Origin of the sequence: Nonomuraea wenchangensis, from assembly GCF_900111685.1 — a bacterium.
Classification (GTDB): domain Bacteria; phylum Actinomycetota; class Actinomycetes; order Streptosporangiales; family Streptosporangiaceae; genus Nonomuraea; species Nonomuraea wenchangensis.
This window is the reverse complement of record NZ_FOHX01000012.1, coordinates 170,254-192,627: the sequence shown is the minus strand read 5'-3', so window position 1 is coordinate 192,627 and position 22,374 is coordinate 170,254. Positions and strand designations below refer to the sequence as shown.

General features: G+C 70.6%; 23 protein-coding genes. 15 read left to right on the top strand and 8 right to left on the bottom strand.

Annotated features, from left to right (window positions below; all coding sequences use genetic code 11):
* Positions 1-15: 15 nt before the first annotated feature.
* Complete coding sequence (locus BMW85_RS31750; protein ID WP_091088803.1) at positions 16-2,271, bottom strand: membrane dipeptidase; 2,256 nt, start codon at positions 2,269-2,271, stop codon at positions 16-18.
* Between the two features lie 473 nt (positions 2,272-2,744).
* Here BMW85_RS31750 and BMW85_RS49865 point away from each other — a divergent pair, with 473 nt between their 5' ends.
* From BMW85_RS49865 to BMW85_RS31740, 3 genes are read left to right on the top strand one after another with little or no spacing between them, the layout of a single operon-like run.
* Positions 2,745-2,891 (top strand): hypothetical protein, encoded by a 147-nt coding sequence (locus BMW85_RS49865; protein ID WP_177240984.1) that lies wholly within the window; start codon positions 2,745-2,747, stop codon positions 2,889-2,891.
* 41 nt (positions 2,892-2,932) lie between these two features.
* A complete protein-coding gene (locus tag BMW85_RS31745; protein WP_091088800.1) occupies positions 2,933-5,674 on the top strand; it encodes an AAA family ATPase in 2,742 nt (913 codons plus the stop codon).
* 21 nt (positions 5,675-5,695) lie between these two features.
* Positions 5,696-7,336: a galactose oxidase early set domain-containing protein gene (locus BMW85_RS31740; RefSeq protein ID WP_091088797.1), complete on the top strand. Its 1,641-nt coding sequence runs from the start codon at positions 5,696-5,698 to the stop codon at positions 7,334-7,336.
* 90 nt (positions 7,337-7,426) lie between these two features.
* Here BMW85_RS31740 and BMW85_RS31735 read toward each other — a convergent pair whose 3' ends face one another.
* Complete coding sequence (locus tag BMW85_RS31735; protein WP_091088794.1) at positions 7,427-7,879, bottom strand: MarR family winged helix-turn-helix transcriptional regulator; 453 nt, start codon at positions 7,877-7,879, stop codon at positions 7,427-7,429.
* Positions 7,880-8,001: 122 nt separating this feature from the next.
* Between BMW85_RS31735 and BMW85_RS31730 the strand changes: the two genes are divergently transcribed.
* The 5 genes from BMW85_RS31730 (at position 8,002) to BMW85_RS31710 (ending at position 13,289) form a co-directional block, all read left to right on the top strand.
* Positions 8,002-8,988 (top strand): NAD-dependent epimerase/dehydratase family protein, encoded by a 987-nt coding sequence (locus tag BMW85_RS31730; RefSeq protein WP_091088793.1) that lies wholly within the window; start codon positions 8,002-8,004, stop codon positions 8,986-8,988.
* A gap of 165 nt (positions 8,989-9,153) precedes the next feature.
* Complete coding sequence (locus BMW85_RS31725) at positions 9,154-10,704, top strand: OmpH/Skp family outer membrane protein (RefSeq protein WP_091088789.1); 1,551 nt, start codon at positions 9,154-9,156, stop codon at positions 10,702-10,704.
* 59 nt (positions 10,705-10,763) lie between these two features.
* The gene (locus BMW85_RS31720; protein ID WP_143082467.1) at positions 10,764-11,291 is read left to right on the top strand and encodes a DUF1439 domain-containing protein; all 528 of its coding nucleotides are present in this window, start codon (positions 10,764-10,766) and stop codon (positions 11,289-11,291) included.
* Between the two features lie 11 nt (positions 11,292-11,302).
* Positions 11,303-11,992 carry a hypothetical protein gene (locus tag BMW85_RS31715; RefSeq protein ID WP_143082466.1) on the top strand — a complete coding sequence of 230 codons (690 nt, stop codon included), beginning with the start codon at positions 11,303-11,305 and terminating at the stop codon, positions 11,990-11,992.
* Positions 11,993-12,269: 277 nt separating this feature from the next.
* A complete protein-coding gene (locus tag BMW85_RS31710; RefSeq protein ID WP_091088783.1) occupies positions 12,270-13,289 on the top strand; it encodes a DUF4331 family protein in 1,020 nt (339 codons plus the stop codon).
* 134 nt (positions 13,290-13,423) lie between these two features.
* On the opposite strand, the gene BMW85_RS31705 is transcribed toward BMW85_RS31710, so the two are convergent.
* Genes BMW85_RS31705 through BMW85_RS31695 form a run of 3 tightly spaced genes read right to left on the bottom strand, consistent with a single transcriptional unit; the run spans position 13,424 to position 15,285 of the window.
* Positions 13,424-14,062 (bottom strand): GPP34 family phosphoprotein, encoded by a 639-nt coding sequence (locus BMW85_RS31705; protein ID WP_218156004.1) that lies wholly within the window; start codon positions 14,060-14,062, stop codon positions 13,424-13,426.
* Positions 14,049-14,330 carry a type II toxin-antitoxin system antitoxin gene (locus BMW85_RS31700; protein ID WP_091088778.1) on the bottom strand — a complete coding sequence of 94 codons (282 nt, stop codon included), beginning with the start codon at positions 14,328-14,330 and terminating at the stop codon, positions 14,049-14,051. The genes BMW85_RS31705 and BMW85_RS31700 overlap by 14 nt, the downstream gene beginning before the upstream one ends.
* A 4-nt stretch (positions 14,331-14,334) precedes the next feature.
* On the bottom strand, positions 14,335-15,285 hold the full coding sequence (locus tag BMW85_RS31695) for an SPFH domain-containing protein (RefSeq protein ID WP_091088776.1): 951 nt from the start codon (positions 15,283-15,285) through the stop codon (positions 14,335-14,337).
* A gap of 99 nt (positions 15,286-15,384) precedes the next feature.
* Between BMW85_RS31695 and BMW85_RS31690 the strand changes: the two genes are divergently transcribed.
* The 3 genes from BMW85_RS31690 to BMW85_RS31680 are packed head-to-tail and all read left to right on the top strand — an operon-like array spanning position 15,385 to position 16,261.
* Positions 15,385-15,669, top strand: a complete 285-nt coding sequence (locus BMW85_RS31690; protein ID WP_091088774.1) for a hypothetical protein — start codon at positions 15,385-15,387, stop codon at positions 15,667-15,669.
* Between the two features lie 33 nt (positions 15,670-15,702).
* Positions 15,703-15,924 carry a hypothetical protein gene (locus BMW85_RS31685; protein ID WP_091088771.1) on the top strand — a complete coding sequence of 74 codons (222 nt, stop codon included), beginning with the start codon at positions 15,703-15,705 and terminating at the stop codon, positions 15,922-15,924.
* A gap of 19 nt (positions 15,925-15,943) precedes the next feature.
* Positions 15,944-16,261 carry a WS/DGAT domain-containing protein gene (locus tag BMW85_RS31680; RefSeq protein ID WP_091088769.1) on the top strand — a complete coding sequence of 106 codons (318 nt, stop codon included), beginning with the start codon at positions 15,944-15,946 and terminating at the stop codon, positions 16,259-16,261.
* Here BMW85_RS31680 and BMW85_RS31675 read toward each other — a convergent pair.
* Entirely contained in the window at positions 16,239-17,126 is an 888-nt protein-coding gene (locus BMW85_RS31675) for an NAD(P)-dependent oxidoreductase (RefSeq protein ID WP_091088766.1), read from the bottom strand. The two genes, BMW85_RS31680 and BMW85_RS31675, sit on opposite strands and share 23 nt — an antisense overlap.
* Positions 17,127-17,175: 49 nt before the next feature.
* Here BMW85_RS31675 and BMW85_RS31670 point away from each other — a divergent pair, with 49 nt between their 5' ends.
* A complete protein-coding gene (locus tag BMW85_RS31670; RefSeq protein ID WP_091088764.1) occupies positions 17,176-17,583 on the top strand; it encodes a MerR family transcriptional regulator in 408 nt (135 codons plus the stop codon).
* 17 nt (positions 17,584-17,600) lie between these two features.
* On the opposite strand, the gene BMW85_RS31665 is transcribed toward BMW85_RS31670, so the two are convergent.
* On the bottom strand, positions 17,601-18,029 hold the full coding sequence (locus BMW85_RS31665; RefSeq protein ID WP_143082465.1) for a PIN domain-containing protein: 429 nt from the start codon (positions 18,027-18,029) through the stop codon (positions 17,601-17,603).
* Positions 18,022-18,288: a hypothetical protein gene (locus BMW85_RS31660; protein ID WP_091088759.1), complete on the bottom strand. Its 267-nt coding sequence runs from the start codon at positions 18,286-18,288 to the stop codon at positions 18,022-18,024. Before BMW85_RS31660 ends, BMW85_RS31665 begins: the two co-directional genes overlap by 8 nt.
* 137 nt (positions 18,289-18,425) lie before the next feature.
* On the opposite strand from BMW85_RS31660, the gene BMW85_RS31655 reads away from it, so the two are divergent.
* The 3 genes from BMW85_RS31655 to BMW85_RS31650 all read left to right on the top strand — a co-directional run.
* A complete protein-coding gene (locus BMW85_RS31655; protein ID WP_091089018.1) occupies positions 18,426-18,722 on the top strand; it encodes a DUF4193 domain-containing protein in 297 nt (98 codons plus the stop codon).
* A gap of 126 nt (positions 18,723-18,848) precedes the next feature.
* Positions 18,849-19,301, top strand: a complete 453-nt coding sequence (locus BMW85_RS49860) for a hypothetical protein (RefSeq protein ID WP_177240982.1) — start codon at positions 18,849-18,851, stop codon at positions 19,299-19,301.
* Positions 19,298-22,374: tetratricopeptide repeat protein (locus tag BMW85_RS31650; protein ID WP_177240981.1), on the top strand; the 3,077-nt coding region annotated here is incomplete at its 3' end. The genes BMW85_RS49860 and BMW85_RS31650, both read left to right, overlap by 4 nt.

Sequence of the window (22,374 nt, the reverse complement as noted above, 5' to 3'; positions counted from 1 at the left end):
GCGAGCCGGGACGGCTCATCGGCAGTCCGATTGCGGGGCCTGTTCCAGGCATCGCTCCCAGACCTGGATGTACTGCTCCGCACCGTCGTACAAGGTGTCGAGAACGCCGGCCGAGACGCCGATGTTCCGGACGTCCTGCAGGAAATCGGGTAGCAGACCGTAATGGGCCATGCCGTCGAGGTTGACATCGAAGTCCCGGCGCCCGGCGCGGGAACGGCTCAGGGCGCCGTCCTCGGTGTAGAGCGCGGATCCGGTCGGCCCGAACCGGCGACGGATCCAGGACTCGGTGCCCTGGTCCGCGATCCCGCGTTCCATGCCTCGCCAGTGCCGCCACACCGCGGTCAGCACCGGCACCAGATCGCGGGTGGCGGGCGGGTCGCCGGCTCGCGGGAGCGATTCCGTCCTCGCTAGGTACGCGGCCAGCTGTAGGGCACGGTCGGTGCGATACAGCGGCCATGGCCGGCACCATCGCAACGGCATCCGCTGGGGGATCTCGTCCCGGGAGCCGGCGGCGAGTCCCAGACTCAGGTTGAGGATCCGGCTGTCGGTCCAGGGGGCGCGGCGCCACCAGGGCGGCCGGTCCGCACGGTCCGGGGAAGTGCCGGACCGCCAGATCGCGATCGCCTCCCAGAACTGCAGCTCGTCCGCGGTGAAGGGGGCGCCGAAACCGCCGTCGGAGAAGCGATGGGCGCGGTAGTCCGTGACGGGGCCGTCGTACCGGACGCCGCCGCGTTGAGCGAACACCTGCTCCCGTCGCGAGGCGCGGTGCCGCGGCTGGTCGGCCTCGGTCCGCATGCCGGCCGCCGCGCAGGGGCCGAACCGGGGGCCCGGCAGTTGGCCCACCCCGTTCACATCGGTGCCCAGGGCGATGCGCCGGCCACCCATCGCCTCGCTCAGGTAGGTCAGAGCCTGGGCGAAGGAGCGAGCCGATCCCGCGCAGTCGTTCTGCACCGCGCCGTCGGCCGCGCGGATGTCGCGCTGATAGCAGAACACGGACACCAGACCGCCCGTGCGGCGGATGCGCGCGAGCTGCTCCGGCGACTTGTTGTTCTCGGTGGAGAGCATGCGCGGGTTCGCCGTGCCGAAAGCCGCGGTGTCGCCGGTACGGGAGAACGTGGCCTCCCGATCCGGCGCCGCCATGGCCGGCCGCCAACCGTGGCGCAGCGCGCGCATGCTCGTGTGGCCGGACACCACGGGGTAGCCGCGCGCCTCGCACAGGTCGAGCACCACGGCGAACGTGTGGTGCGACATGTGATCGACGTCGATCATCATGCCGCGTTTCATCAGCTCCTCGATGAGGATCGCGCCGTAGTCGGTCAGTCCGCGAGCGTTGATGTGGCCACCCGGTGTGGTGGCCCAGTTGGTGGGCCGAGGGGGTCCCGCGTGGCGCCACAGACCAGGCAGGCCGTGGTAGGCGAACCGCTCGGCCAGTCCGCCGCCGTCGAAGGCGTCCTCGTCCAGGCGGTAGGAGATGCCGAGTGCGGCCGGTGCCTGTTCGACGACGAAGCTCTCGCCGGTCAGCACCTGGTTGACGGGGTCGTAACCGCGGTTGAAGATCGCGGCGCCTCCGAAGGCGTTGTCGGTCGCGTGCACGGGGAAGACATGCCGTACGCCCGCGTCGTGGAGCTTCTTCACCAGCGCGGCGATCAGCTCGCGCGGCGACCTCCCCTTCCTGGCGGCTTCCAGCGTCAGTTCCTGCGGGGTGTGCCAGCCGCCGAGCGCGTCCACCTCCACGCCGGGGACCAGGGCGAGTCGCCCTCCGGCGACGATGCGTCGCGCGTCGGCGGGGGTCCTGGCGATCTCCAGCCATCCCTGACCGGGGCCGCCGCACTGTTCGTCGACGAAGCGCACCATGGCGGACATGCCCGCCAGTTGCCGGCCGATCGCCGACGTGTCATCGGCATCCAGCCGGTGTCCGAACAACGCGGACGCCCGCCGGGCGAGCAGCTCGTTGTTGACGGCCAGGCACACCGCCAGCCGTAGCCCGCCGTCGACGGCTCGGCGGATCCACTCCAAGCAGGCCTGCTGGTGGGCTTGTGTGGTGTGCCGGGGCCAGCCGTCGAACTGCGGCCATCCGCCTACCAGGTGGCCGATGCCGTCGAGCGTGGGCATGAGGCCGCCCGGTCCATGTGCCCCCGTGCAGTGCGGCACGGCACCCGCCAGACCGTCGCCGTCGGGCGAGAACGGCTGCCCGAAGATGCCGTAGCCGCCGAAACCGAGGTCGGCGCGGAAGTGGACGTGGGTGTCCGCGAGTCCGAAAAGGCCCGTCATGGCTTCATGGTGAGCCGCTTTCCGCCGCGTTGGCCACCGGGATTTCCCCAGGGTCCGCGATGAGCGCGCCGAAGCCCGGGGTTCTCCCGGAGGCGGCTCGTGACCTGGCGCGTCACGCTGTGTCCGACCAGGCGCCACGCGTTCGAGGAGGAGGAGGAGCCATGACCGTCAGAAGAAGGTCCCACCGGATGGTGCGAGGAGTCGTCGCGCCGATCGTCGTCACGGCGGCGATGACCGGCACGGGAGCGTGCAGCCTGTTCTCACCCGGAGGAGGCCCGCCACAGCCGCCACCGGCCAGTGCCACGGTCACCGCGACGACGTGGTTCTCCTCACTGGGAGGACCGAAGTGCACGCACTCCGGTATCCAGTGGGGAGCCACCCCGATCTCCCTCGGGGAAGGATCCGGCACGACGACACCGGTCGCTGACACCGAAACAGCGACCGAGTGGACGGCCGTAGGGGACCGGTGCACCATGTCGCACCAGTTCTCGGACCTGCGCCCCGGACGCTGGCGGATCTGGGTCGCCGCGGGCCTCGCGACGGGGGTCTGCGAGGCGGACCTCAAGGCAGGTCACGCGTTCGTCGCCCTCGAACGCGGCGCGTGCAAGGTGACCCCGTAGTCCGGACTCCTCAGGCAGGTCGCCCAGGGGTAAACTAGGCCATGCTCTGCGGGCGGCAGGCGGAGATCCATCGCATCGACACGGTGCTTCAGGATGCCCGGCGAGGGCGCAGTGGGGTGCTGGTCCTTCGTGGCGAGGCCGGCATCGGCAAGACCACGATGCTGGATTACGCGCGTGCCGCGGCGACCGGCATGCGAGTGTTGTCCGTCCGAGGTTCCGAGCCTGAGCGAAACCTCACCTTCGCCGGACTGGCCCAGCTGGTCACTCCCGCCCGGAACCTCCTCCACGAACTGCCCCCGGCGCAAGCACGCGCGCTGCGCGGCGCGGTCGCCCTCGGCCCGCCGGAGCAGGCCGACCGGTTCACCGTGTACGCCGCCACGTTCAGCCTGCTGGCCCAGCTGGCCGAGGATCTCCCGCTGCTGCTCACGGTCGACGACGCTCACGTGCTGGACATCCCTTCCGTGGAGGCGATCGCCTTCGCCGCCCGCCGCCTGGCGGCGGAGGGCATCGCGCTCCTGGTCGCCAGCCGATCGCAGGAGCCGGCGCAGGACGCCGTCGGGTATCTGCCGTCGATCGTGCTCACCGGCCTGAACGAGGCGGCCGCCGGCGAGCTCATCGTCAGTCACAGCGGCGTACAACCGCATCGCAACGTCGTACGGCGCCTGGTGGCCGGCACCGGCGGCAACCCCATGGCCCTGCGGGAAACCCTGGACCACCTCACCCCCGGCCAGTTACGCGGCCAGCGGCCGGTGCCCGATTTCGTGCCGGCGGAGGCGACAGCCGGCAGCCTGTTCGCCCGCCGCGTGGAAGCACTCGGCCCGGCCGCGCAGACGGCGCTCCTGCTGCTGGCTGCGAGTTTCTCACCCCGGCTCGGATCGGTCATGCAGGCCGCGGAGATCATGCAGATCACGGAGAGCGCGTTCGACGAGCTGGAGAGCAGCGGACTGGTGGAGCTCGCCCCGGGAACGTTCCGATTCACCCATCCACTGGTGGCCACCGCCGCACTGGCCAACGCCCGGCCCGCCCAATGCCGCGCGGCTCACCGGGTGCTGGCCGCCGTCCTCATCGACCCTGGCCGAGCCGACGAGCGGGCCCTTCATCTGGCCGAGGCGACGCTCGGCACCGACGAGCGGGTGGCCGCAGCCCTGGAGGCGATGGCGACAGCAGCCCGGGCCCGCAGCGGCTACGCCGCGGCCGTCATGGCCTTGGAGCGAGCGGCGGCGCTCAGCGAGGACGATGCCGCCCGCGCCCGGCGGCTCTACGCCGCAGCCGCCGACGCGCAACTGGCCGGGCAGAACGCGCGTGCCAGGCAGATGCTCATCGCGGCCGACGGGCTGGCCATGGACAAGGAGTTACGGATCAAGGTGGCGACCGGCCGCAGCAGGGTGGAGGCGTTCACCGGCCATCCGAGGCTGGCGCACCGCATCCTGCAAGAGGCCGCTGAGTTCGTCGCGGACGGCGACCCGTCGCGGCGGGCCGAGCTGCTGACCGACTCGGCCATGGCGGCGCTGCTGGCCGGCGACGCGATCGCGGCGGTCGGCGAGGCCGCCGAGGCGGCCCGGCTCGCGCCTGATCCGAACGGGACCGTGGCCCTGGTCATCAAGCTGGTGCAGGGCATCACCCTCATGCATCTCGGCCGGCACCGCGAAGGGGCGCTGCAACTGGCCGGCTGCACGCGGCTCGCCGAACCGGGCGGGCCGGCCGAAGAGTACGTCATTCTCGGCTGCGCCGCCATGACGTGGATCGGCCAGCACGAGACGGGCGGGAAGATGGTGCGGCCGATCCTGAGCCGGCTGCGCGCCGACGGCGCGCTCGGGCTGCTGCCGTTCGCCTTGTACGCCCTGGGCCTGGCCGAAGCACGCAGCGGGCACATGGCGGCGGCGCGCGCCACGGCATCGGAGGGTCTCGAACTCGCCGAGCTGACCGGCGACGAGATGTGGCGCTACCTGTGCCTGGCGGCGCTGGCGTACATCGAGGCGATCCGCGGAGACGACGAGCGCTGCCGGGAGCACGCCCGCATGGCCCTCGAGCTGCAGGGGCCGGACACCGACTACCCGCGTGACCCGACCGAGGCCCTCGCCCTGCTCGAGATGAGCCGGGGCCGCTACCGCGAGGCCATCGCCTGGTACGACTACGGCGCACGGACCACGCAGACCGCCGAGCCGCCGACGAGCCTCGTCGAGGGCAACCGTGATCGCATGGAGGCCCACATACGCAGCGGCCTGGCCCTCACCGGCACGATGTCGACGATGATCGACGAGCTGGCCGGTGACAGCGGATTCTCGCTGGACGCGGCCGTCGCCTGGCGTCTCAAGGGGCTGGTGGCCGCCGAACCCGACGTCACGACCTGCTTCGACACCGCGCTGAAACTGCACGCCGAGGTGCTCTGCCCGTTCGAGACCGCGCGCACCCGGCTCGCCTACGGCGAACGCCTGCGCCGGATGGGACGACGCGTGGCGGCGCGCGAGCAACTGCGCCCGGCACTGCATCTGTTCGACCAGATCGAGGCGCGGGTGTGGTCCGGCCGGGCGCGCAAGGAACTGGCCGCCACGGGCGAGACCTTGCACCCCCCGATCGCGCGCTCCCCGTTGGCGACGCTGACCCCCCAGGAGTATCAGGTCGCCCACGCGGTCGTGCGCGGCGCCACCAACCGGGAGGCGGCCTCCGCGCTGTTCCTCAGCGCCAAGACGATCGAGTATCACCTGGGCAACGTCTACCGCAAGCTCAGCGTCCACACCCGCACTGAGCTCGCCTTCCGCTTCCCCCAGCTCGCCGCCGAGTGATCGAGCCCCGAAGGAGCCACCATGCCGGACATGTGGGAGCGCGTCACAGACGCGGACGGCGAGCCACTGCTCTGCCCCGTCCTGCCCGTCCACGCGGCGCTCCTGCCGTCGGGCAAGGTCGTCTTCTTCTCCGGCTCCGAGCACGACGAGATGCACCTTCACGAGCACGGCTTCGCCTCGGGCCTGTGGGATCCCGACCGTCCGACCCAGGTGACCAAGCTGGACGCGCCACATGTGGACCTCTTCTGCGCCGGCCACAGCATGCTGGCCGACGGCGACGTGTTCGTCGCCGGCGGCACGGCCAACTACGACCGCGAGCCGGACAACCCGCACGCGCCCTACCACTTCACCGGCGTCACCGACTGCCATGTCTTCCACTGGCGGACGGAGCGATGGTCACGCGCGGAGGACATGGCCTGGCCCCGGTGGTACCCGACCTGCGTCACCCTCGCCGACGGCACCGTGCTGACGATGAGCGGCCATGGCGGCCCGCTGCAGCCGGGGCACGAGGTGCTGCACAACGAGATCTTCGATCCGGCTGCCGGCCGCTGGCAGCGCCATGGCGCCATGATCCCCGAGCTGGAGGACACCGGCCGGTTCTGGCTGTTCGGCTCGCGGTATCCCATGATCTACTACCCCCGTTTGCACGCGCTGCGTGACGGCACGGTGTTCTGCGCGACCGCTCATCAGGAGCGCGGCGGCGATCGCCGTACCCGCCGGCTCAGTCTGCGCTCGGGTGCCCTGGACACCCTGGGCCCCGCGCCTCCTGGCATGCGGGTGTGGTGGCCGCCCGACGTCTACGCACGGGCCGCCTTCACCTCCGTCCTGCTGCCGTTACGCCCACCGCATTACGAGGAGCGCGTACTGATCGCCGGTGGTCAGCGCGCCTGGGTGTTCGACGCCGGCACGCCGCGCTCCGGTTGGCGGCAGGCGGGGCAGAAACGCGATTACTCTCTGCGGGCGTACGCGACCGCGGTCCTGCTGCCGGACGGTTCCGTGCTGCTGATCAACGGCGGCAGCAGCGAGAAGCTGCTGCGCTGGTACTGGCCCACGGCAGAGGTGGGCGGCGACGACAAGGACGCCAACCCGGTTCCGGAGAGATATCTGCCCGACGAGGACCGCTGGGAGCGCGGCTCGAAGCCCGGCGACTACACCCCCATTCCCCGCATGTACCACTCCGTGGCGCTGCTCCTGGCCAGCGGGCGCGTGTGGATCGCCGGGTCCAACCACGACAGCCAGCGCAACCGGGGCGGCGTCCGCGCGGACCATCCGCACCACGGCGACGCCCGCGAGCTGCGCATGGAGCTGTACTCGCCGCCTTATCTGTTCGACGGTGTGGGCCCGGACGGGAAACCGCGGCCGGCGGCGCGTCCGGAGATCACGGTCGAAGCCGATCACGCCGGGTACGGCCGGCCGCTGAAGCTGACCTCCCCCCATGCGCGGTCGATCGAACGGGTGACGCTCCTGCGGTGCGCGTCGGTCACCCACGCCTACAGCTCTGACCAGCGCCTGATCGAGCTCGAGATAGCCGGCCGCACCCAGCGGGAGCTCACCGTGATCACCCCTCCCGACCCGTACATCGGCATCCCCGGCTACTACCTGCTCTTCGCTCTGACCGCCCGGGGCACCCCATCGGCCGGCCACATGCTGCGGCTCGGCTGACCGGGGCGCCCGACTTCGCTGTGCGACTTCGCGATCGCAGATCATCGGTGGCGAGGCGCTCCGGCGATCCACGCGCCGGCAAGGACTTCTTCAGTCGCCGGCGGCCGACGCCTCGCCGGCGCTGAGCGTCCGCAAGATGTCGACCAGTGTCGACAGCTGCTCGGGGGCGAGTGGCCTGAACAGCTCTTCCGCCGCCAGCTCATAGCCGGCTGTCCACTCCTGGGCCAGTGCGGCCCCTTGCGCCGTCACTCGAAGGAGTACGGACCGGCGGTCGTCCGCGCTGGTCTGGCGTTCGAGCAGTCCGTCGCGGACGAGCGCGTCGACCAGCGTGGAGGCGGTCCCCTGCGCGATGCCGACCGCGAGAGCGAGCTCGGTGAGACGAACCGGCTGCGAACGCGCCACCTCCACCACCAGGCGGGATCTCGGTGTCGACACCCCGTGCTCGCCCAGACGCTCGTTGAAGTGACGTACGAGAACCTTCGCCGTACGGCTGAACTCGTCGGCGACCTGTGCTGCGGTCACGCCCTCGTTCGCGCGTGGCATCGCCCACCTCCCACTTGACGCCTCCATCGTACGGGAGGTTACATAGACGTCGATACATTGGCATCGAACTATTTGGTGCCGATACATCTGAGGATCCGTGCTCAATCACAAGGAGTGAACAGGTGAAGATCTTCGTCACGGGCGGCAGCGGTTTCGTCGGCGGCACTCTCGTGCACCGCCTCGTCGCCGAGGGACATGAGGTCATGGCACTGGCCAGATCGGGCTCGAGCATCCAGCGGGTACGTGAGGCCGGCGCCGAACCCGTGTCCGGCGATCTCGCCGAGCTCGGCCGGGCCGGCTCCCCTGCGCCGGACTGGCTCGACAAGCTGCGCGAGGCCGACGCGGTCGTGCACGTCGCGGCGTACATGGAGTTCTGGGGCCCCGACTCGCTCTTCGAACAGGCCAATCACGTGCCGACGGCCGCCCTGCACGCCGCGAGTGTCGCGGCCGGGGTGCGACGCTTCGTGCTCACCAGCGCCGCGTCCGTCTCCACGGGCAGTCAACGCCGTCCCGTCGTCGACGAGTCGACGCCGGAGGGCCGGCCGAACATCGCCTACAGCCGGGTCAAGCTGGCCACCGAGCGCGCACTCCTGAAAGCCCGCAGCGGGAAGACCGAGCTGGTGGTGCTCCGCCCGCCGTTCATCTGGGGCCGCGGAATGACGACGATCAACGAGATGGTCAAGGTCGCCGAGGCCGGACGGTTCGCCTGGATCGACGACGGCAAGCACATCGTCGACTTCGTACACGTCGAGAACCTGGCCAGTGCCGCGATCCTCGCGCTCACGCGGGGCCGCCACACGGGGGTCTACCACGTGACGGACGGCACGCCGATGCCCATCCGAGACTTCCTCACCCCCTTGCTGGCGACCCGCGGCGTGGATCTGTCCAAGAGCCGCAGCGTCCCTCTGGCGATGGCGGCGCCCATGGCGGCGATGATGGACCGCACGGCACGCCTGCTTCGCCGGAAGACGGCGCCGCCGCTGACGAACTGGCTCGTCAGCTTCACCGGCCGTGACCGTTCCTACGACATCACCGCCGCGAGGAAGGAGCTGGGCTACTCGCCTGACGTGACGCTGGAGAAGGGCCTGGCGGAGATGAGCTTCTCGTGAGGTGACGACCTCACGCGCCGCGGCCGCAATGCCCTCGCCATGGATGCGGTGCCTCGCATTTCCCGTACGCGGCCCCTTGACGCACTGCCATCCATGGCGCGCCGGCACCTCACCCTGGGGATTTCCCCGTAGCGGAAGCTGCCCGGCAATGCGGACCGTGCAGCCATGAGACTCAAGCAGCAGGCCACCGTCCACGGGGCCGTTGATGAGCGCGCGCGGAACAAGGCGCTCACCGCAGTGTTCACGATGCGCCGCATCGGGACAGCACTCGCTCTGCTGATCCTGCCGCTCACCTCCTGCGGAGCGACCGACGCGATCACCGATGCCGTCAGCCAGATCGAGCTCACCCAGAAAGTGATCCAACGGGAGTCGTCGGCCTGGCGCAACGAGCTTCCCCAGCTGCAGTTGCGCCTGAACTCCCTCATCGAGCAGCAGCAGGGCAAGTTGACGGCGGACGCGAAACAGATCCTGGCCGACACGTCCAATGACGTTCGCTCCCTCGCCCAGGAGACCGTCACGCTTGCCGGGCTCACTGCCGAACAGCTGACCGCCAAGTTCGGCACCGAGGCCCGCTGCAACATCGACTTCGCGCGTTCGCGCGTGTCCGCGGACCTGACCACGCTCGTCGAGCGGCTCAAGTTCTGGCAGCAGCACCACAATCGGCCCCCTCGGCCGCCGCACAGCGTCTGTCAGATCACCCCCGACAACGTGGAGCTGCGCACCACCGGCCTGAACGAAGGCTGGTCGATGAGCCTGCCCACGGACAAAGTCGTCGGCGTCTACGGCTACAACTTCCGCAGCGACGCGGTCCCGGCCGTGGAGCTCCAGGACAGGACCGGCAACAAACTGAGGGACTCGAAGGTCTCGGTCTCCTACGTCACCCAGTATCAGCTGAACCTGAACTTCGGCAGCGAGGACTTCAGCCAGATCGCACCCGGCGCCCGTTACGTCCTGCGGTGGCCGGACCAGCCCGATCCGAACGCGATCTCCGTGACGCTCATCAAGCCGGCTCAGCTGAAGATCCTCGACGTTGCCGTCCAGCCGTCGGCCGCCCGTGCTCGAGTCGACCTCGTGCGCGCCGTGGTCGACCTGGTCAACCAGGGGGGTTCCGACACTGCCCGGTTCGTCGTCCGCTGGACGCCTGGACCGAATGACCCGGTGCAGGACCTGAGCATCGACAGCCTCGGAGCCGGTGAGCGCATGAAGGTCACCTTCCCCGGCTACGTGTACAAGACCGCAGGCTCCTTCCAGACCGACATCGTCGTCGGCGGCGGCAGCGACAGCTGGCACGGAGTCGTCAACGTCACCCCGTACGCCAACACGCCGCGCCTGCAGAGCGTCCCCATCAGAGGCCAATGGCCGGGCGGCGGCGGAGAGAGCGGACAGACGAAGAGCGACTTCGATCTGCAGGCGATCGAGCTGGGGGCGGACTGCGAGATCGACGCCTCGCGCGGCGGCGGCAGTTTCGAGGTCTCGGACATCAACGACGACAACCTCAAATACACCATCGCCTGGCCCTCCGGATACGACTTCGGCTTCGGCGGCAACACCTTCTGGCGTTCGCTGTCCTCGGTCTCGGCGAACTACGACGCCCAGACCCGCCGCGTCACGCCAGTGGTGACCCTGAAGGGACTGGGCGGCCATGGCTGGTTCGCGACACGTGGCCCGGAGCGCTTCGACGGCACCTTCACCGTCTACTCGATGTGCCCCCAGTGACATCGACCCTAGGGATTGCCCCGAAGCGGTCTCAGGGGCAGATCACGGACGGTGAGAGCATGAGTCTTACCCAAAAGGCCACCGTGTACGGGGCCGTCCACGAGAACGCGCTCAACGACGTGCTCCAAGCTCTGATCGCAGCGCGCCCCGCCTACGTCACGTTCAGCTCGGCGACCATGCAGCCCATCCAGTTGCCCGGGATCGGCGGGGTGGACTGGGAGGTGTCGTTCACCGACGTCCACGTCGAGCTGGGACAGGGGGACGTACACCTCACCTCGTCCCTGGATCTCAAGGTCCAGCTTCCGGCCGGCCCCAAGGACATCAATCTGGCCGTGGTCGCCACCGCCCACCCCGAGGCGATCGGCGACGTCCTCACGTTCAGGCTGGACGCGCTGGAACTGGTCGACATCACGCCGGACAGCCTGGAATCGCTGCTCGAGGAAGTCATCAAGGCGTTGCTCGGCGGCTTCCTCGCCCAGGTGCAGATTCCCCTGCGGAACCTGCTTCCCCCGTCCGTCCCGCTCCGGTTGGCGGGGGCTCCCGTCATCGCGGATGACCAGATCAAGATCTACGCCAACGTCACATGAGGATGACCACCATGCCAGAGATCACCACCGCGGTGGACGAGTCCGGCGCGACGGCGCTCGTCGCCTTCGCCGAATCCCGGATGCGGCCGATCACCGCCAGCGATACGGCGCAGCTCGGCCCCTTCAAGGTCGGATACTCCGCTTCCGCGACCATGAGCGGCGGATCCGTCGACCTCAGAACCCCCGACCGGATCCGGATCGCCGATTTCCAGGTTCATTGGTCGGCCCGGCTCACCCTCTCCGCCGACCTCCCCCTGGTGCCCGATCTCGTCATCGGGCCGATCTCGGTGAGCGACACAGCGACCGCGACGGCGGACCTCACTGTCGACGCGCACCTCGTCAACGACAGCTGGGAAATCGTGGCGACCATCCAGGGCACCCCGAACATCGCCTTCGGCGCCGGCACGCGGAAGGCCGTCGCGGTTCTCGTCGCCGCCGTATCGGCCATCCCGATCGTCGGGCCGATCCTGGCCGGGCTGATCGGGCTGGCCAACGTGGGGCAGTTGCTCAGCGCGATCGTCTCGCCCCTCCTGAAAGGGCAGCGCCTGCCGTTGCCCTTCGCGCTCCCTCGCAGGGTGCCACTGCCCAAGGCGGCGCCGACCGAGGCGGACGCCTTCGTCACCCTCGACGCTGTCAACGTCGCCGTGGAAAGCAGCGGAGGAGAGGACGAACTGGTCGTCACGGCGGACCTGCGCCCGTGAAGCCTGCCGAGCAGCCCACGGCCGCGAACGCGCAAGAGCACGGAACTCCTTTCGAGGTCCGTGCTCTTGCGGTCCGACCTCGCCATCCGGACGGGGGCACGGCGGTGCTGCTGGTCACCAGACGCTGGTACGTCGTACTGCGAGGCGATGAAGGCATGGACGAGCGGAGCGACTCCCCGCCCATCAATACCTCTCCTTGATGTCGGCGGAAGGTGCTTAACCCGCAGATGGAGCGTTCCGGCGGCTGTCCGGTGAGCGAGCAGGGAAAGGGCCTGACATGTCCAACCACTTCACCGGCCTCAGCCTCGGGCCACCACTCGGGGACCAGCGCCTCGATCTGTGCGACCTGTACGCCTTCACGGCACCCGGGGATCCGAGCAGGACCGTTCTCATTCTCAACGCCAATCCCAACGCCGATGCGCTGCACCCCGACGCCGTCTACCGGCTGAACATCGACAGCGACGGCGACTACCTGACCGACGTCGCCTTCAGCTGGGTCTTCAGCCCACCGGCGTCCGACGGCTCCCAGACCTACAGCGTGTTCATGGCGACCGGAGCGGAGGCCCGCAAACCGGAGGCGGCCGGCACCGAAATCGTGTCGGACGCCGCCGTCTCCTTCGGCCCTCAGGCCAACGTGGTCGGCAGCGGCGACTACAAGGTGGCCGCCGGCAGCCGCAGTGACGCCTTCTTCTTCGACTTCGACGGCATCAAGAACCTGTTCGACACCAGCGGCAAACGGAACTTCACCGCACCGCACCTGGGCGGGAAGTCCCCCTGGACCGGCGTCGACTCCAACCTCACGGCCAACGTCTTCTCCATGGCCGTCGAACTGCCGACCGCAGAGCTGGCACCCAAGTCCGCGCTGCACATCTGGGGCCGGTGCAGCGTCCTGCGCGACGGCGAGCTCGTCCACGCCGACCGGGCCGGACACCCGTCCATGAGCAGCTTCTTCAACACCGACGACACCAAGGAGGACTACAACGCCGGCGAGCCGGTCGACGACCGCGACAAGTGGACGGATCAGTTCGTTCACCTGCTGGGCCACACCGGTGGCTACTCGCAGGAGGAGGCCATCGCCGCGATCGACGAGCACGGCCTCCTGCCGGACGTGCTGCGCTTCGACCCGTCCAAACCGGCCGCCTACCCCAACGGCCGGACGTTCACCGAAGACGTCATCGACATCCGCGTCGCGTTCCTCACCAAGAACGAGGCTCCGCCCACCGGCCTGCAGCCGCACACCGACACCCTGGACCGATTCCCGTACCTCGGCGACCCGCACCCGGCAGCCGCCTCCTGACGGATCCCCGAGGAACACCCTCGCAGGCTCTGACGGCCTGGTGGGGGCCGAGGTGCCAGGGTCTGCGCGGTCATCGTACGGGTCGCTCGCCATGGACGCCCGCTGTGCTCGGCCCCGACGTCTTAGTAGGCGCGTCAGCCGGCCGAGCTCGCCGACCTGGCCGCCTCGATGCTCTTGCGCAGCGCGGTCGCGATCGGCTCGACGGGCGCGGACAGCTGCTGGATCCGGTCCCGGCGCAGATGCGTCTCCCGCCGGGACGCGACCACCGTGCTGAGCCGGGCCGCCGCGGCCAGCGCCGCCAGGACGCGGACGTCGTCATCCAGGCGGCCGACCGGCCGGCCGCCGCGGACCGCCGCGCCGACGCGCTCGGCCAGCCTGCGCGACAGGTACGCCTTGCGCGGCGTGATCCGTTCGACCCTGAACAGCAGGATCCGGCGCCGCTCCACGCTGATCAACCGGGCGGCGGCCAGCTCGTCGCGTACGACGCCGACCGCCTTGCCGTGGTCCTTCTGCACCCATCGCCGCCACGAGCGGGGCGGTGAGCCGGCGATCTGCTCCCAGACCAGGGCCGGCAGGGAACCCGGCTCGGCGGCCGGGGCGGTGAGAGCGCGCGCCTTGCCCGACTCGTCCGCCAGGTTGCCCGCCAGCAGCAACTCGGCGAGGGCGGCGGCGCGCAGCAGGTAGCCCAGCTCGCCCCGCTGGGTCAGCCTGTCCTTGCGCAGGTCGAAGGCCAGCAGGAAGGCCGACCGGGTCAGTGACTCACCCTGCTTCACTCGCGTCTCCATCCGCCCGCTCCCGTTCCTCTTCCTGGCCTGTGTCGTCCGCTGTGTCGTCCGCTGCGTCGTCCTCCGGCACTTTCCTCGGCCGGCCGCGCGGGCGCATCCGCCCCACCCCGTCAGGCAGGCGCCCGGCCTCGGAAAGGGCCCTGCGCAGCAGGAACTCGATCTGGGAGTTCGTGCTGCGCAGCTCGTCGGACGCCCACCTGGCCAGCGCGTCGTGTACCACCGGGTCAAGCCGCAGCAGGATCTTCTTCCGCTCCACGTGATTACTGGTAGAGCGTGCCCGTGTTGACCACGGGCTGGGTGTCGCGGTCACCGACCAGCACCACGAGCAGGTTGCTCACCATGGCCGCCTTGCGCTCCTCGTCCAGCTCGACCACGTTGTGCTCGGCGAGCTTGGCCAGGGCCATCTCCACCATGCCGACCGCCCCGTCGACGATCCGCTGCCGGGCCGCCACCACCGCGCCGGCCTGCTGGCGGCGCAGCATGGCGTGGGCGATCTCGGGCGCGTACGCCAGGTGGATGATGCGGGACTCGATGACCTTGACCCCGGCGGACGCCACCCTGGCCGAGATCTCCGTGGACAGCCGCTCGTTGATCTCGTCGGCGTTGTCCCGCAGGGACAGCCTGGGCTCGCCGTGCGCGTCGTAGGGGTAGCTGCCCGCGATGTGCCGTACGGCCGTCTCCGCCTGGATGGCCACGAACTCCACGAAGTCGTCCACCTCGAAGACCGCCTGCGCGGTGTCCTGCACCTGCCAGACGACCACGGTCGCGATCTGGATCGGGTTGCCGTCCGCGTCGTTGACCTTCGTCACGTCCGTCTCGTGGTTGCGGATCCTCGTGGACACCCGGCGGCGCACCGTGATCGGGTTGACCCACTGGAAGCCGGGGGTGCGCAGAGTGCCGACGTACCGGCCGAGCAGCTGCACCACCCTGGCCTCGCCCGGCGCCACCGCGGTGAGGCCGAAGTACAGGAAGAACCCGAGCAGGATCATCAGGATGCTCGCGACGCCCACCCAGATGCCGCCCTGCCCGGCCCCCGAGGCGAGCATGGCGATCCCCACGACGAGCAGCGCGATCCCGCCCAGGGTGAGCGCCGTCGCCACTCCCAGCATCACGAACCCGTTGGCCGCCCGCACCGGGTGCTCACCCGTGCGCGGTGCGGGCATGTCCACGACAGCGGCCTCAAGTGTGGCCCCGCTCGATGTGTTCGCCATCGTCCGTCCCTCCCAGTGACTTTCACTCTGCTATCTAAGTGATATCACTTTTTTGACGGCCGTGCGAGACCGATGTTCAGGGAGCGAGCCCATCGGTAGTTGCTTCACGTCCGATGCCAGACTGGGCGGCGAGCGAACGGCCACCAGGCCAGTGAGTATGGCGGTGACCAGGAGCTTGTCGAATACGCCAGGACCCAGCCCGGCTCACTGTCCGCCTACGTCAACGAGGCCCTGGCCGCGAAGGTCCGCGAGGACCGGCGCCGCAGAGCGATCCTCCAGGCCCACTGCGACCGCGCTCATGCCGGGGCCGACCACGGCCTCGTGGAGCGCCGGATGGACCATGTCGCCCGTCAGCTCGCCGCGCTGAGCGGCGAGGCTCAATGACGCTGCCGCCGCTCATCCTCGACACCGGCCACCATGGACCAGCTGACCGTGGCCGGTCTTCGCGAGCCCGACCACGGCGTCATCCTGGCGTCGGTGCTCAACCGGACTCACCTCGACTGGGGCGACGCCCATGTCGCCGCACTGGCCGACACCGCGGTCTGCCCCGTCCTTACCCTCGAAGGCGCTCACTGGGCGCCGGCCGTCCGCGCCTTCGACGAGCCGCTGCACGTCATCGAGATCTCGGACCCCGCCTGAGTAGGACGGGCACAAGTCCATGGCGGCCTCCCTTCCAGCGGAGCCTTACGTCTCCAGCCCACGCCGTCGGCGTGACCGGCCGCTGACCGTCGCGGGCGCGGCCGTCCGGGAGATCATCCCGGTGGCGGTCGCGGACAACGGCAACGTGACGGTCAGCTTCGAGATCCTGTCCTACGCCGGCACGGTCGCCGTCACCGTCATCGCCGATCCCGCCGGTCTCCCTGACCTGGACGAACTCGTCGCGATCCTGAATGACGAACTCGCCGGGCTCAGGCTCCAGGCGCGGAACGTGTGCCCGGCGGGCGCCCCGTCGGTCAGTCGCCGCCGGGCCTGCTGAACTCCTCGATCAGCACCGGGTACTGCTCCCCGCCGTGTCCGGCGGCGATCGCGCGGTCGGCCATCGCCTTGAACAGCTTCGGCAGCTCGGCGTTGACCCCTGCCGCCTCGCTCTCCGCGATCAGGTGCTCCATCGCCCGCGCGTCGGTCTCCAGGGCCGACACCTCGGCGGGGAAGGAGCCGCGGTCGATCTGCTCGGCGTACCCGGGCAGCCACTCGGCCACCCCGGCGGCGAGCTGCCGGGCGAACGGCGCGTACGTCGCGGCGTCGACCCCGGCCGTCGCGACCAGGGCCGTGCCCTGGAGCCAGGCGTTCAGCACGCTCCACATCATGGCGAGGCCGGCCACGTCGTACAGGGACGCCAGCCCGGGGTCCTCGCCGAGGTAGGTGGCGGTGCCGAGCGCGTCGAGCACCGGCTTGTGCGCGTCGAAGTCCGGCCGCGGCCCGCTGTGCAGGATCACCGCCTCGGCGGTCCCGATGGCCGGGGGGACGGCCATGATGGCGCCGTCCAGGTAGCGGGCGCCGCGCTGCCCGGCCCATCGGGCGGTGTCGCGGGCCTGCGCGGAGTCGCCCGAGGTGAGGTTGATCAGCGTCGTGCCGGCCAGTTCGCTCGCGTCGAGCAGTTCGAGCAGTTCGCGCACGGCCGGGTAGTCGGTGAGGCAGATGATCGTCAGGGGGCTTGCCTTGACGGCGTCGCCGACCGTCGGCGCCAGTCGCGCGCCCTCGGCCACCAGCGGGCCGGCCTTGGAGCTCGTACGGTTCCACACGGTCGTGGCATGCCCGGCCTTCAGGAACGCGGCGGCGAGCGCCCGGCCCATCAGCCCGAGCCCGATGACGGTCACAGATGTTTCGGTTGTGCGGTTCATGGCAGCATCGTCATCGTTGATACCGGTATGAAGGTCAAGCGAGGCTTGGATGCTGATCGGCGAATTGAGTCGTAGAACAGGCGTGAACACCCACCAGCTGCGCTACTACGAGGCGCAGGGCCTGCTGCAGCCGGAACGCGGCGCGAACGGTTACCGCGAGTACGACGAGAGCGCCGTGCTCCGGGTGAGGCAGATCCGGCACCTGCTCGGCGCCGGCCTGTCGTCGGAGGACATCGCGTACCTGCTGCCCTGTGCCGTCGGAGAGGCCCCGGAGCTGCTCGGTTGTCCCGAGCTGCTGGCCGCGATGCGGTCACGGCTGCGGCGGCTGGACGATCAGCTGGACAGGCTCGCCCGCTCCCGCGAGGCGCTCGCCGACTACATCGACGCGGCCGAACGTACGGGCGCCGAGAGCTACCCTCCGTTGACCGGGCCGGCCAGGATCCCGTCCCCCGTCTGAACCGTCGCCTCCCGGCCTCACTCGCCGGGGTCGGCGATCTCGATGAAGTAGAGCGGATCGTCCAGTCCTGCGGCGGTCCGCTCCCAGCGGGAGCGGTCGAGCGTGAGGATCGGGCAGGTCGCCATGAGGGCCAGCGCCGCGACATGCGCGTCCCACGGGTCGACGCCCGTCCGCTGGATCATCTGGGCGAGCAGGGCCGCCTGTTCCACGCCGTCGAGCGCCGCCACCTGGACGTGCTCGAACGCGGTCAGACCGGACAGCAGCGCGCTCGCCTCCTCCCCGGGGGCGTCCAGCAGCGCCCCGGCGGCCGTCAGCGCCGAGATGACCAGGGGCTGGCCGATCCGGTCGTAGTCCAGGACGAGCCCGATGAGGTCGGCGTCGCCTCGCGCGATCTCCGCCAGGACGCCGGCGTCGAGGATGTACGGCGCCGGCACGTGGTCACTCACCCGCGGCCACCTCGAAGCCCGCCTCGCGGCTCTGGGCGTCGATGTGCCTTCTCATGCGCTCCACCCGCGCGGGGTCGGCTTGGGCCGCGCGTTCGCGGAGCTTGGCCAGGGCGTGCTGGTCACGCTGCCGCTTGATCGCCATGGCCTCGTTGAAGGCGGCCGACACCGACTCCGCCTTGCCCGCCTGCACGAGTTGCTCGGCGTATCCGGCCAGGTGGGGGTCCACGGTGATGGTGATGCGCTTCTTGACGTCGCTCATACCCGGATCATACTTCTTCGGCCGTCCCGCGAAGGATCCGATTTTCTCTCGCCCGGAGGGGACTATTTCCCCATATTTGGGCACAAGAGCGGCGGCCACCGGCCAGCAGGCACGACATGAGGAGACAGATGAACGCCATGGTGACCGACTACGACAGCCCGCGCAAGATCGACGACTCCGGACAGGAGGGCTTCACGGACACTCTGACCCGCCGCCCCGACCTGTCGTCCGGCGGCATCGACGTCGACGAGACCGAGCTGGCCGAGTCGCTCGAACTGCCCGGCGCGGATCTGTCGGGCGAGGAGCTGGCGGTGCGGGTGATCCCGCCTCGGGCGGACGAGTTCACCTGCTCGCACTGCTTCCTGGTGATGCACCGTAGCCAGCGCGCCTCGGGGCCGGGCGGTCAGCAGGTCTGCCTCGAGTGCGCCGCCTGAGCCGGCGCCCGCCCGCGAGGGCCCCGCTGTCGCCGCTAGGGGAGGTGATCCGCTCGGCGGACAGCCGTAGCGGGTGGCTGCGCGGTGGGTCTGTCACTCGCGCCGGTCCGGGAGCACTCTGGAGGCATGTCCAAGACGGGCGCGGATTCCGGACGCGGGTCGAGGTCGCGGGTGCGGCGCGGGGCGGTCGTCACGGCCCTGGTGGTGACGGCCGCCTTGCTGGTGGTCGGGCTGGTGGGCTTCTTCGCCGACCCGCTGCGACTGCCGCCGGAGGTCCTGCAGGTCCTCGACCAGCGGGCCAGCGTGGTGAGCATGTTCATCGGGGCGGCCGGGTTGGTGATCGCGGTCGCCGCGCTGCTGCTGCAGCTGCGATCCGATCGCAGGCGGATCACGGCCGAGAGCGCCTCGGGTACCGAGCCGCCGGTGCGGCTTCACCCGCCACCGGGCACGCAGACGCAGCTGAACATGCCGGCCGCGGGCGGGACGGTGAACGCGGTCCAGGGCGGCACCCTGAACATCCACAATCCCGCCGCCCCCGGCGGCCGGCCGGGCGGTGGCGGGCAGGAGCCGTCGTCGTGACCGAGCCGCCGTCACTCGCGGGCGCCGTGCCCCAGGGCAAGGTGCAGGTGAATGCGCCGGGTGCGGGCGGGGTGGTCAACGCGGTACAGGACGGCGTGCTGAACGTCCACCAGTGGAAGCCCGCCTACCGGATCGAGGACTTTCCCGCGGAACCGCGGCCGGTGCGGCCGGCCCGGGTACGGGCGCAGCCGTCCCTGCTGTTGAGGGCCGGATCTCAGGTGGTGCCCTTCACCGGCCGGCAGGAGGATCTGCGGAAGCTGACCGGCTGGCGAGACGATGAGGCGGCGCCCGGGTTGGGGGTGCGGCTGTTGCACGGGCCGGGCGGGCAGGGCAAGACCCGGCTGGCCGCCCGGTTCGCCGAGCTGTCGCGTCAGGCCGGGTGGCGGGTGTGGCAGGCCGGCACCAACCCGCCGGGCGCGGTGCGGGCCAGTGCCGTCGCCGGGGCGGATGCGCGCGGGGCGGGGCTGCTGCTGGTGGTGGACTATGCCGAGCGCTGGCCGGTGCCGGCCCTGTACGAGCTGCTGCAGGAGCCGGTCCTGCGGGCGGGCCGGGTGCGGGTGCTGCTGCTGGCCCGCCCGGCCGGGGTGTGGTGGGACAGCATCGCCGCCTGGGCCGAGCGGGTGCTGGACCTCGACGCCGACGCCCAGGCGTTGCCGCCGCTGGTCGCCGAGCCGGCGATGCGGCAGCGGCTGTTCGCCGAAGCACGCGATCACTTCGCCGCCGCGCTCGCCCTGCCGGCCGAGCGGGCGGCGACGATCGCGACGCCCGCCGGCCTGGCCGACGACGCCGAGTACGCCCAGGTGCTGACCGTGCACATCGCGGCGCTGGCCGCGGTCGACGCTCACCGCCACGGTGAGGAGGAACCCGGCGACCCGGCCCGCGCCTCGGCCTATCTGCTGCGCCGCGAGCGCGAGCACTGGGCCGAGCTGCACCGCCGCCTGCCTGAGCCGCTGGTCAGTGACCCGGTCACCATGGGCCGGGCGGTCTTCACCGCCACGTTCACCCGGCCGCTGGCGCGCCCCGACGCCCGCCGGGCGTTGCGGCACGCCGATCTGGCCGAGACTGTCGAGCGGGCGAACACCCTGCTCGACGACCACGCGTACTGCTATCCGCCGGCCCAGGCGGGCACCGTGCTGGAGCCGCTGTATCCGGACCGGCTCGCGGAGGACTTCGCCGCCCTGGCGATTCCCGACCCCGCCGTGGGCGGGCTCGCCGGTGATGACTGGGCAGGTCACGCCTTGTCCGGCTTGCTCTCCGACCCGGCCGGGCAAGCCGGCCAGGGGCAGGTGCCGCCGTGGATCCGCCCGGCCCTGACCATGCTGATCGAGACCGCTCGCCGATGGCCGCATGTGGCCGCCACACAGCTGTACCCGCTGCTCGCCACCCGGCCCGAGCTGATGCGGTACGCCGGCGGCGCGACCCTGGCCCGTCTGGCCGGCCTGCCCGGCATCGAACCCACCCTGTTGCAGCACATCGAAGCCCACCTGCCGGCCGGCCGGCACATCGACCTGGACATCGGCACGGCGGCGCTGTCCACCCGGTTGACCGCGCACCGCCTGGCCACCACCACCGACCCGGCCGAGCACGCCGCACTTCACTCCGGCCATGCCGTGCGCCTGGCAAACGCGGGTCAGCATCGGCCCGCCTTGGAGGCCAGCCGGCAGGCCGTCACCCTGTACCGGGAGTTGGCCGGGCTCAACCGTGACGCTTGCCTGCCCTACCTGGCGATGTCGCTGACCAATCACGCCCTCCTGCTGGCGGAGATGGGGCGGCGGGCCGAAGCCATCGAGGTGTCCGAGCAGGCCGTCGCCCTGCACAGGGAGCTGGCCGGGCTTGACCGCGACGCCCACCTGCCCAACCTGACCACCGCCCTGAACAACCACGCGACCCGGTTGGCGGAGATGGGGCGGCGGGCCGAAGCCGTCGAGATGTCCGAGCAGGCCGTCGCCCTGTATGGGGAACTGGCCGAGCGCAACCGGCACGCCTACCTGCCCGACCTGGTGATGTCACTGCACAACCACGCCCTCCGGCTGGCGGAGATGGGGCGGCGGGCCGAAGCCATCGGGGTGTCCGAGCAGGCCGTCCCCCTGCGCCGCCAGTTGGCCGACCTCAACAGGGACGCCTTTCTGCCCGACCTGGCGATGTCGCTGAACAACCACGCCATCTGGCTGGCGAAGGTGGGACGGCGGGCGGAAGCCGTCGAAGTCTCCGAGGAGGCCGTCGCCCTGCACCGAGAGCTGGCGGGGCTCAACCGGGACGCCTTTCTGCGCGACCTCGCGATGTCGCTGAGCAATCACGCAAACCGGCTGATGGAGATGCGGCGGTGGGCGGAAGCCGTCGAAGTCTCCGAGGAGGCCGTCGCCCTGTGCCGGGAGCTGACCGAGCTCAACCGCGACGCCTTTCTGCGCGACCTCGCGATGTCGCTGAGCAACCACGCCCTCCTGCTGGCGAGGGTGGAGCGGCAGGCCGAAGCCGTACCGATCTCCGAGCAGGCCGTCGCCCTGTGCCGGGAGCTGGTCGAACTCAACCGGGACGCCTTTCTGCCCGACCTGGCCACCTCGCTGGCCAATCACGCGACGCGGCTGGCGGAGACGGGGCGGTGGGCGGAAGCCGTCGTGGTCTCCGAGCAGGCCGTCGCCCTGTACGGGGAGTTGGCCGGGCTCAACCGGGACGCCTTTCTGTCCGAGCTGGCCACTTCGCTGAACAATCACGCCCTCCGGCTGGCGGAGGTGGAGCGGCGGGCGGAAGCCGTCGTGGTCTCCGAGCAGGCCGTCGCCGTGTGCCGGGAGCTGGCCGAACTCAACCGGGACGCTCACCTGCCCGAGCTGGCGAGGTCGCTGAGCAACCACGCCCTCCTGCTGGCGGGGGTGGAGCGGGGGGCCGAAGCCGTACCGATCTCCGAGCAGGCCGTCGCCTTGTTCGAGGAATTGGCCAGGTTCAACCGGGACGCCTACCTGCCCGAGCTGGCCACCTCGCTGAACAACCACCTCCTCCGGCTGGCGGAGGTGGGGCGGTGGGCCGAAGCCGTCGTGGTCTCCGAGCAGGCCGTCGCCCTGCGCCGGGAGCTGGTCGA

Coding starts and splice junctions, on each gene's coding strand:
- BMW85_RS49865 (WP_177240984.1), top strand. CDS start 2,745: ATGTCGCACCAGTTCTCGGACCTGCGCCCCGGACGCTGGCGGATCTGG.
- BMW85_RS31740 (WP_091088797.1), top strand. CDS start 5,696: ATGCCGGACATGTGGGAGCGCGTCACAGACGCGGACGGCGAGCCACTG.
- BMW85_RS31750 (WP_091088803.1), bottom strand. CDS start 2,271: ATGACGGGCCTTTTCGGACTCGCGGACACCCACGTCCACTTCCGCGCC.
- BMW85_RS31685 (WP_091088771.1), top strand. CDS start 15,703: ATGGACCAGCTGACCGTGGCCGGTCTTCGCGAGCCCGACCACGGCGTC.
- BMW85_RS31725 (WP_091088789.1), top strand. CDS start 9,154: ATGAGACTCAAGCAGCAGGCCACCGTCCACGGGGCCGTTGATGAGCGC.
- BMW85_RS31675 (WP_091088766.1), bottom strand. CDS start 17,126: ATGAACCGCACAACCGAAACATCTGTGACCGTCATCGGGCTCGGGCTG.
- BMW85_RS31710 (WP_091088783.1), top strand. CDS start 12,270: ATGTCCAACCACTTCACCGGCCTCAGCCTCGGGCCACCACTCGGGGAC.
- BMW85_RS31655 (WP_091089018.1), top strand. CDS start 18,426: ATGGTGACCGACTACGACAGCCCGCGCAAGATCGACGACTCCGGACAG.
- BMW85_RS31680 (WP_091088769.1), top strand. CDS start 15,944: ATGGCGGCCTCCCTTCCAGCGGAGCCTTACGTCTCCAGCCCACGCCGT.
- BMW85_RS31670 (WP_091088764.1), top strand. CDS start 17,176: ATGCTGATCGGCGAATTGAGTCGTAGAACAGGCGTGAACACCCACCAG.
- BMW85_RS31745 (WP_091088800.1), top strand. CDS start 2,933: ATGCTCTGCGGGCGGCAGGCGGAGATCCATCGCATCGACACGGTGCTT.
- BMW85_RS31660 (WP_091088759.1), bottom strand. CDS start 18,288: ATGAGCGACGTCAAGAAGCGCATCACCATCACCGTGGACCCCCACCTG.
- BMW85_RS31735 (WP_091088794.1), bottom strand. CDS start 7,879: ATGCCACGCGCGAACGAGGGCGTGACCGCAGCACAGGTCGCCGACGAG.
- BMW85_RS49860 (WP_177240982.1), top strand. CDS start 18,849: ATGTCCAAGACGGGCGCGGATTCCGGACGCGGGTCGAGGTCGCGGGTG.
- BMW85_RS31720 (WP_143082467.1), top strand. CDS start 10,764: ATGAGTCTTACCCAAAAGGCCACCGTGTACGGGGCCGTCCACGAGAAC.
- BMW85_RS31715 (WP_143082466.1), top strand. CDS start 11,303: ATGCCAGAGATCACCACCGCGGTGGACGAGTCCGGCGCGACGGCGCTC.
- BMW85_RS31695 (WP_091088776.1), bottom strand. CDS start 15,285: ATGGCGAACACATCGAGCGGGGCCACACTTGAGGCCGCTGTCGTGGAC.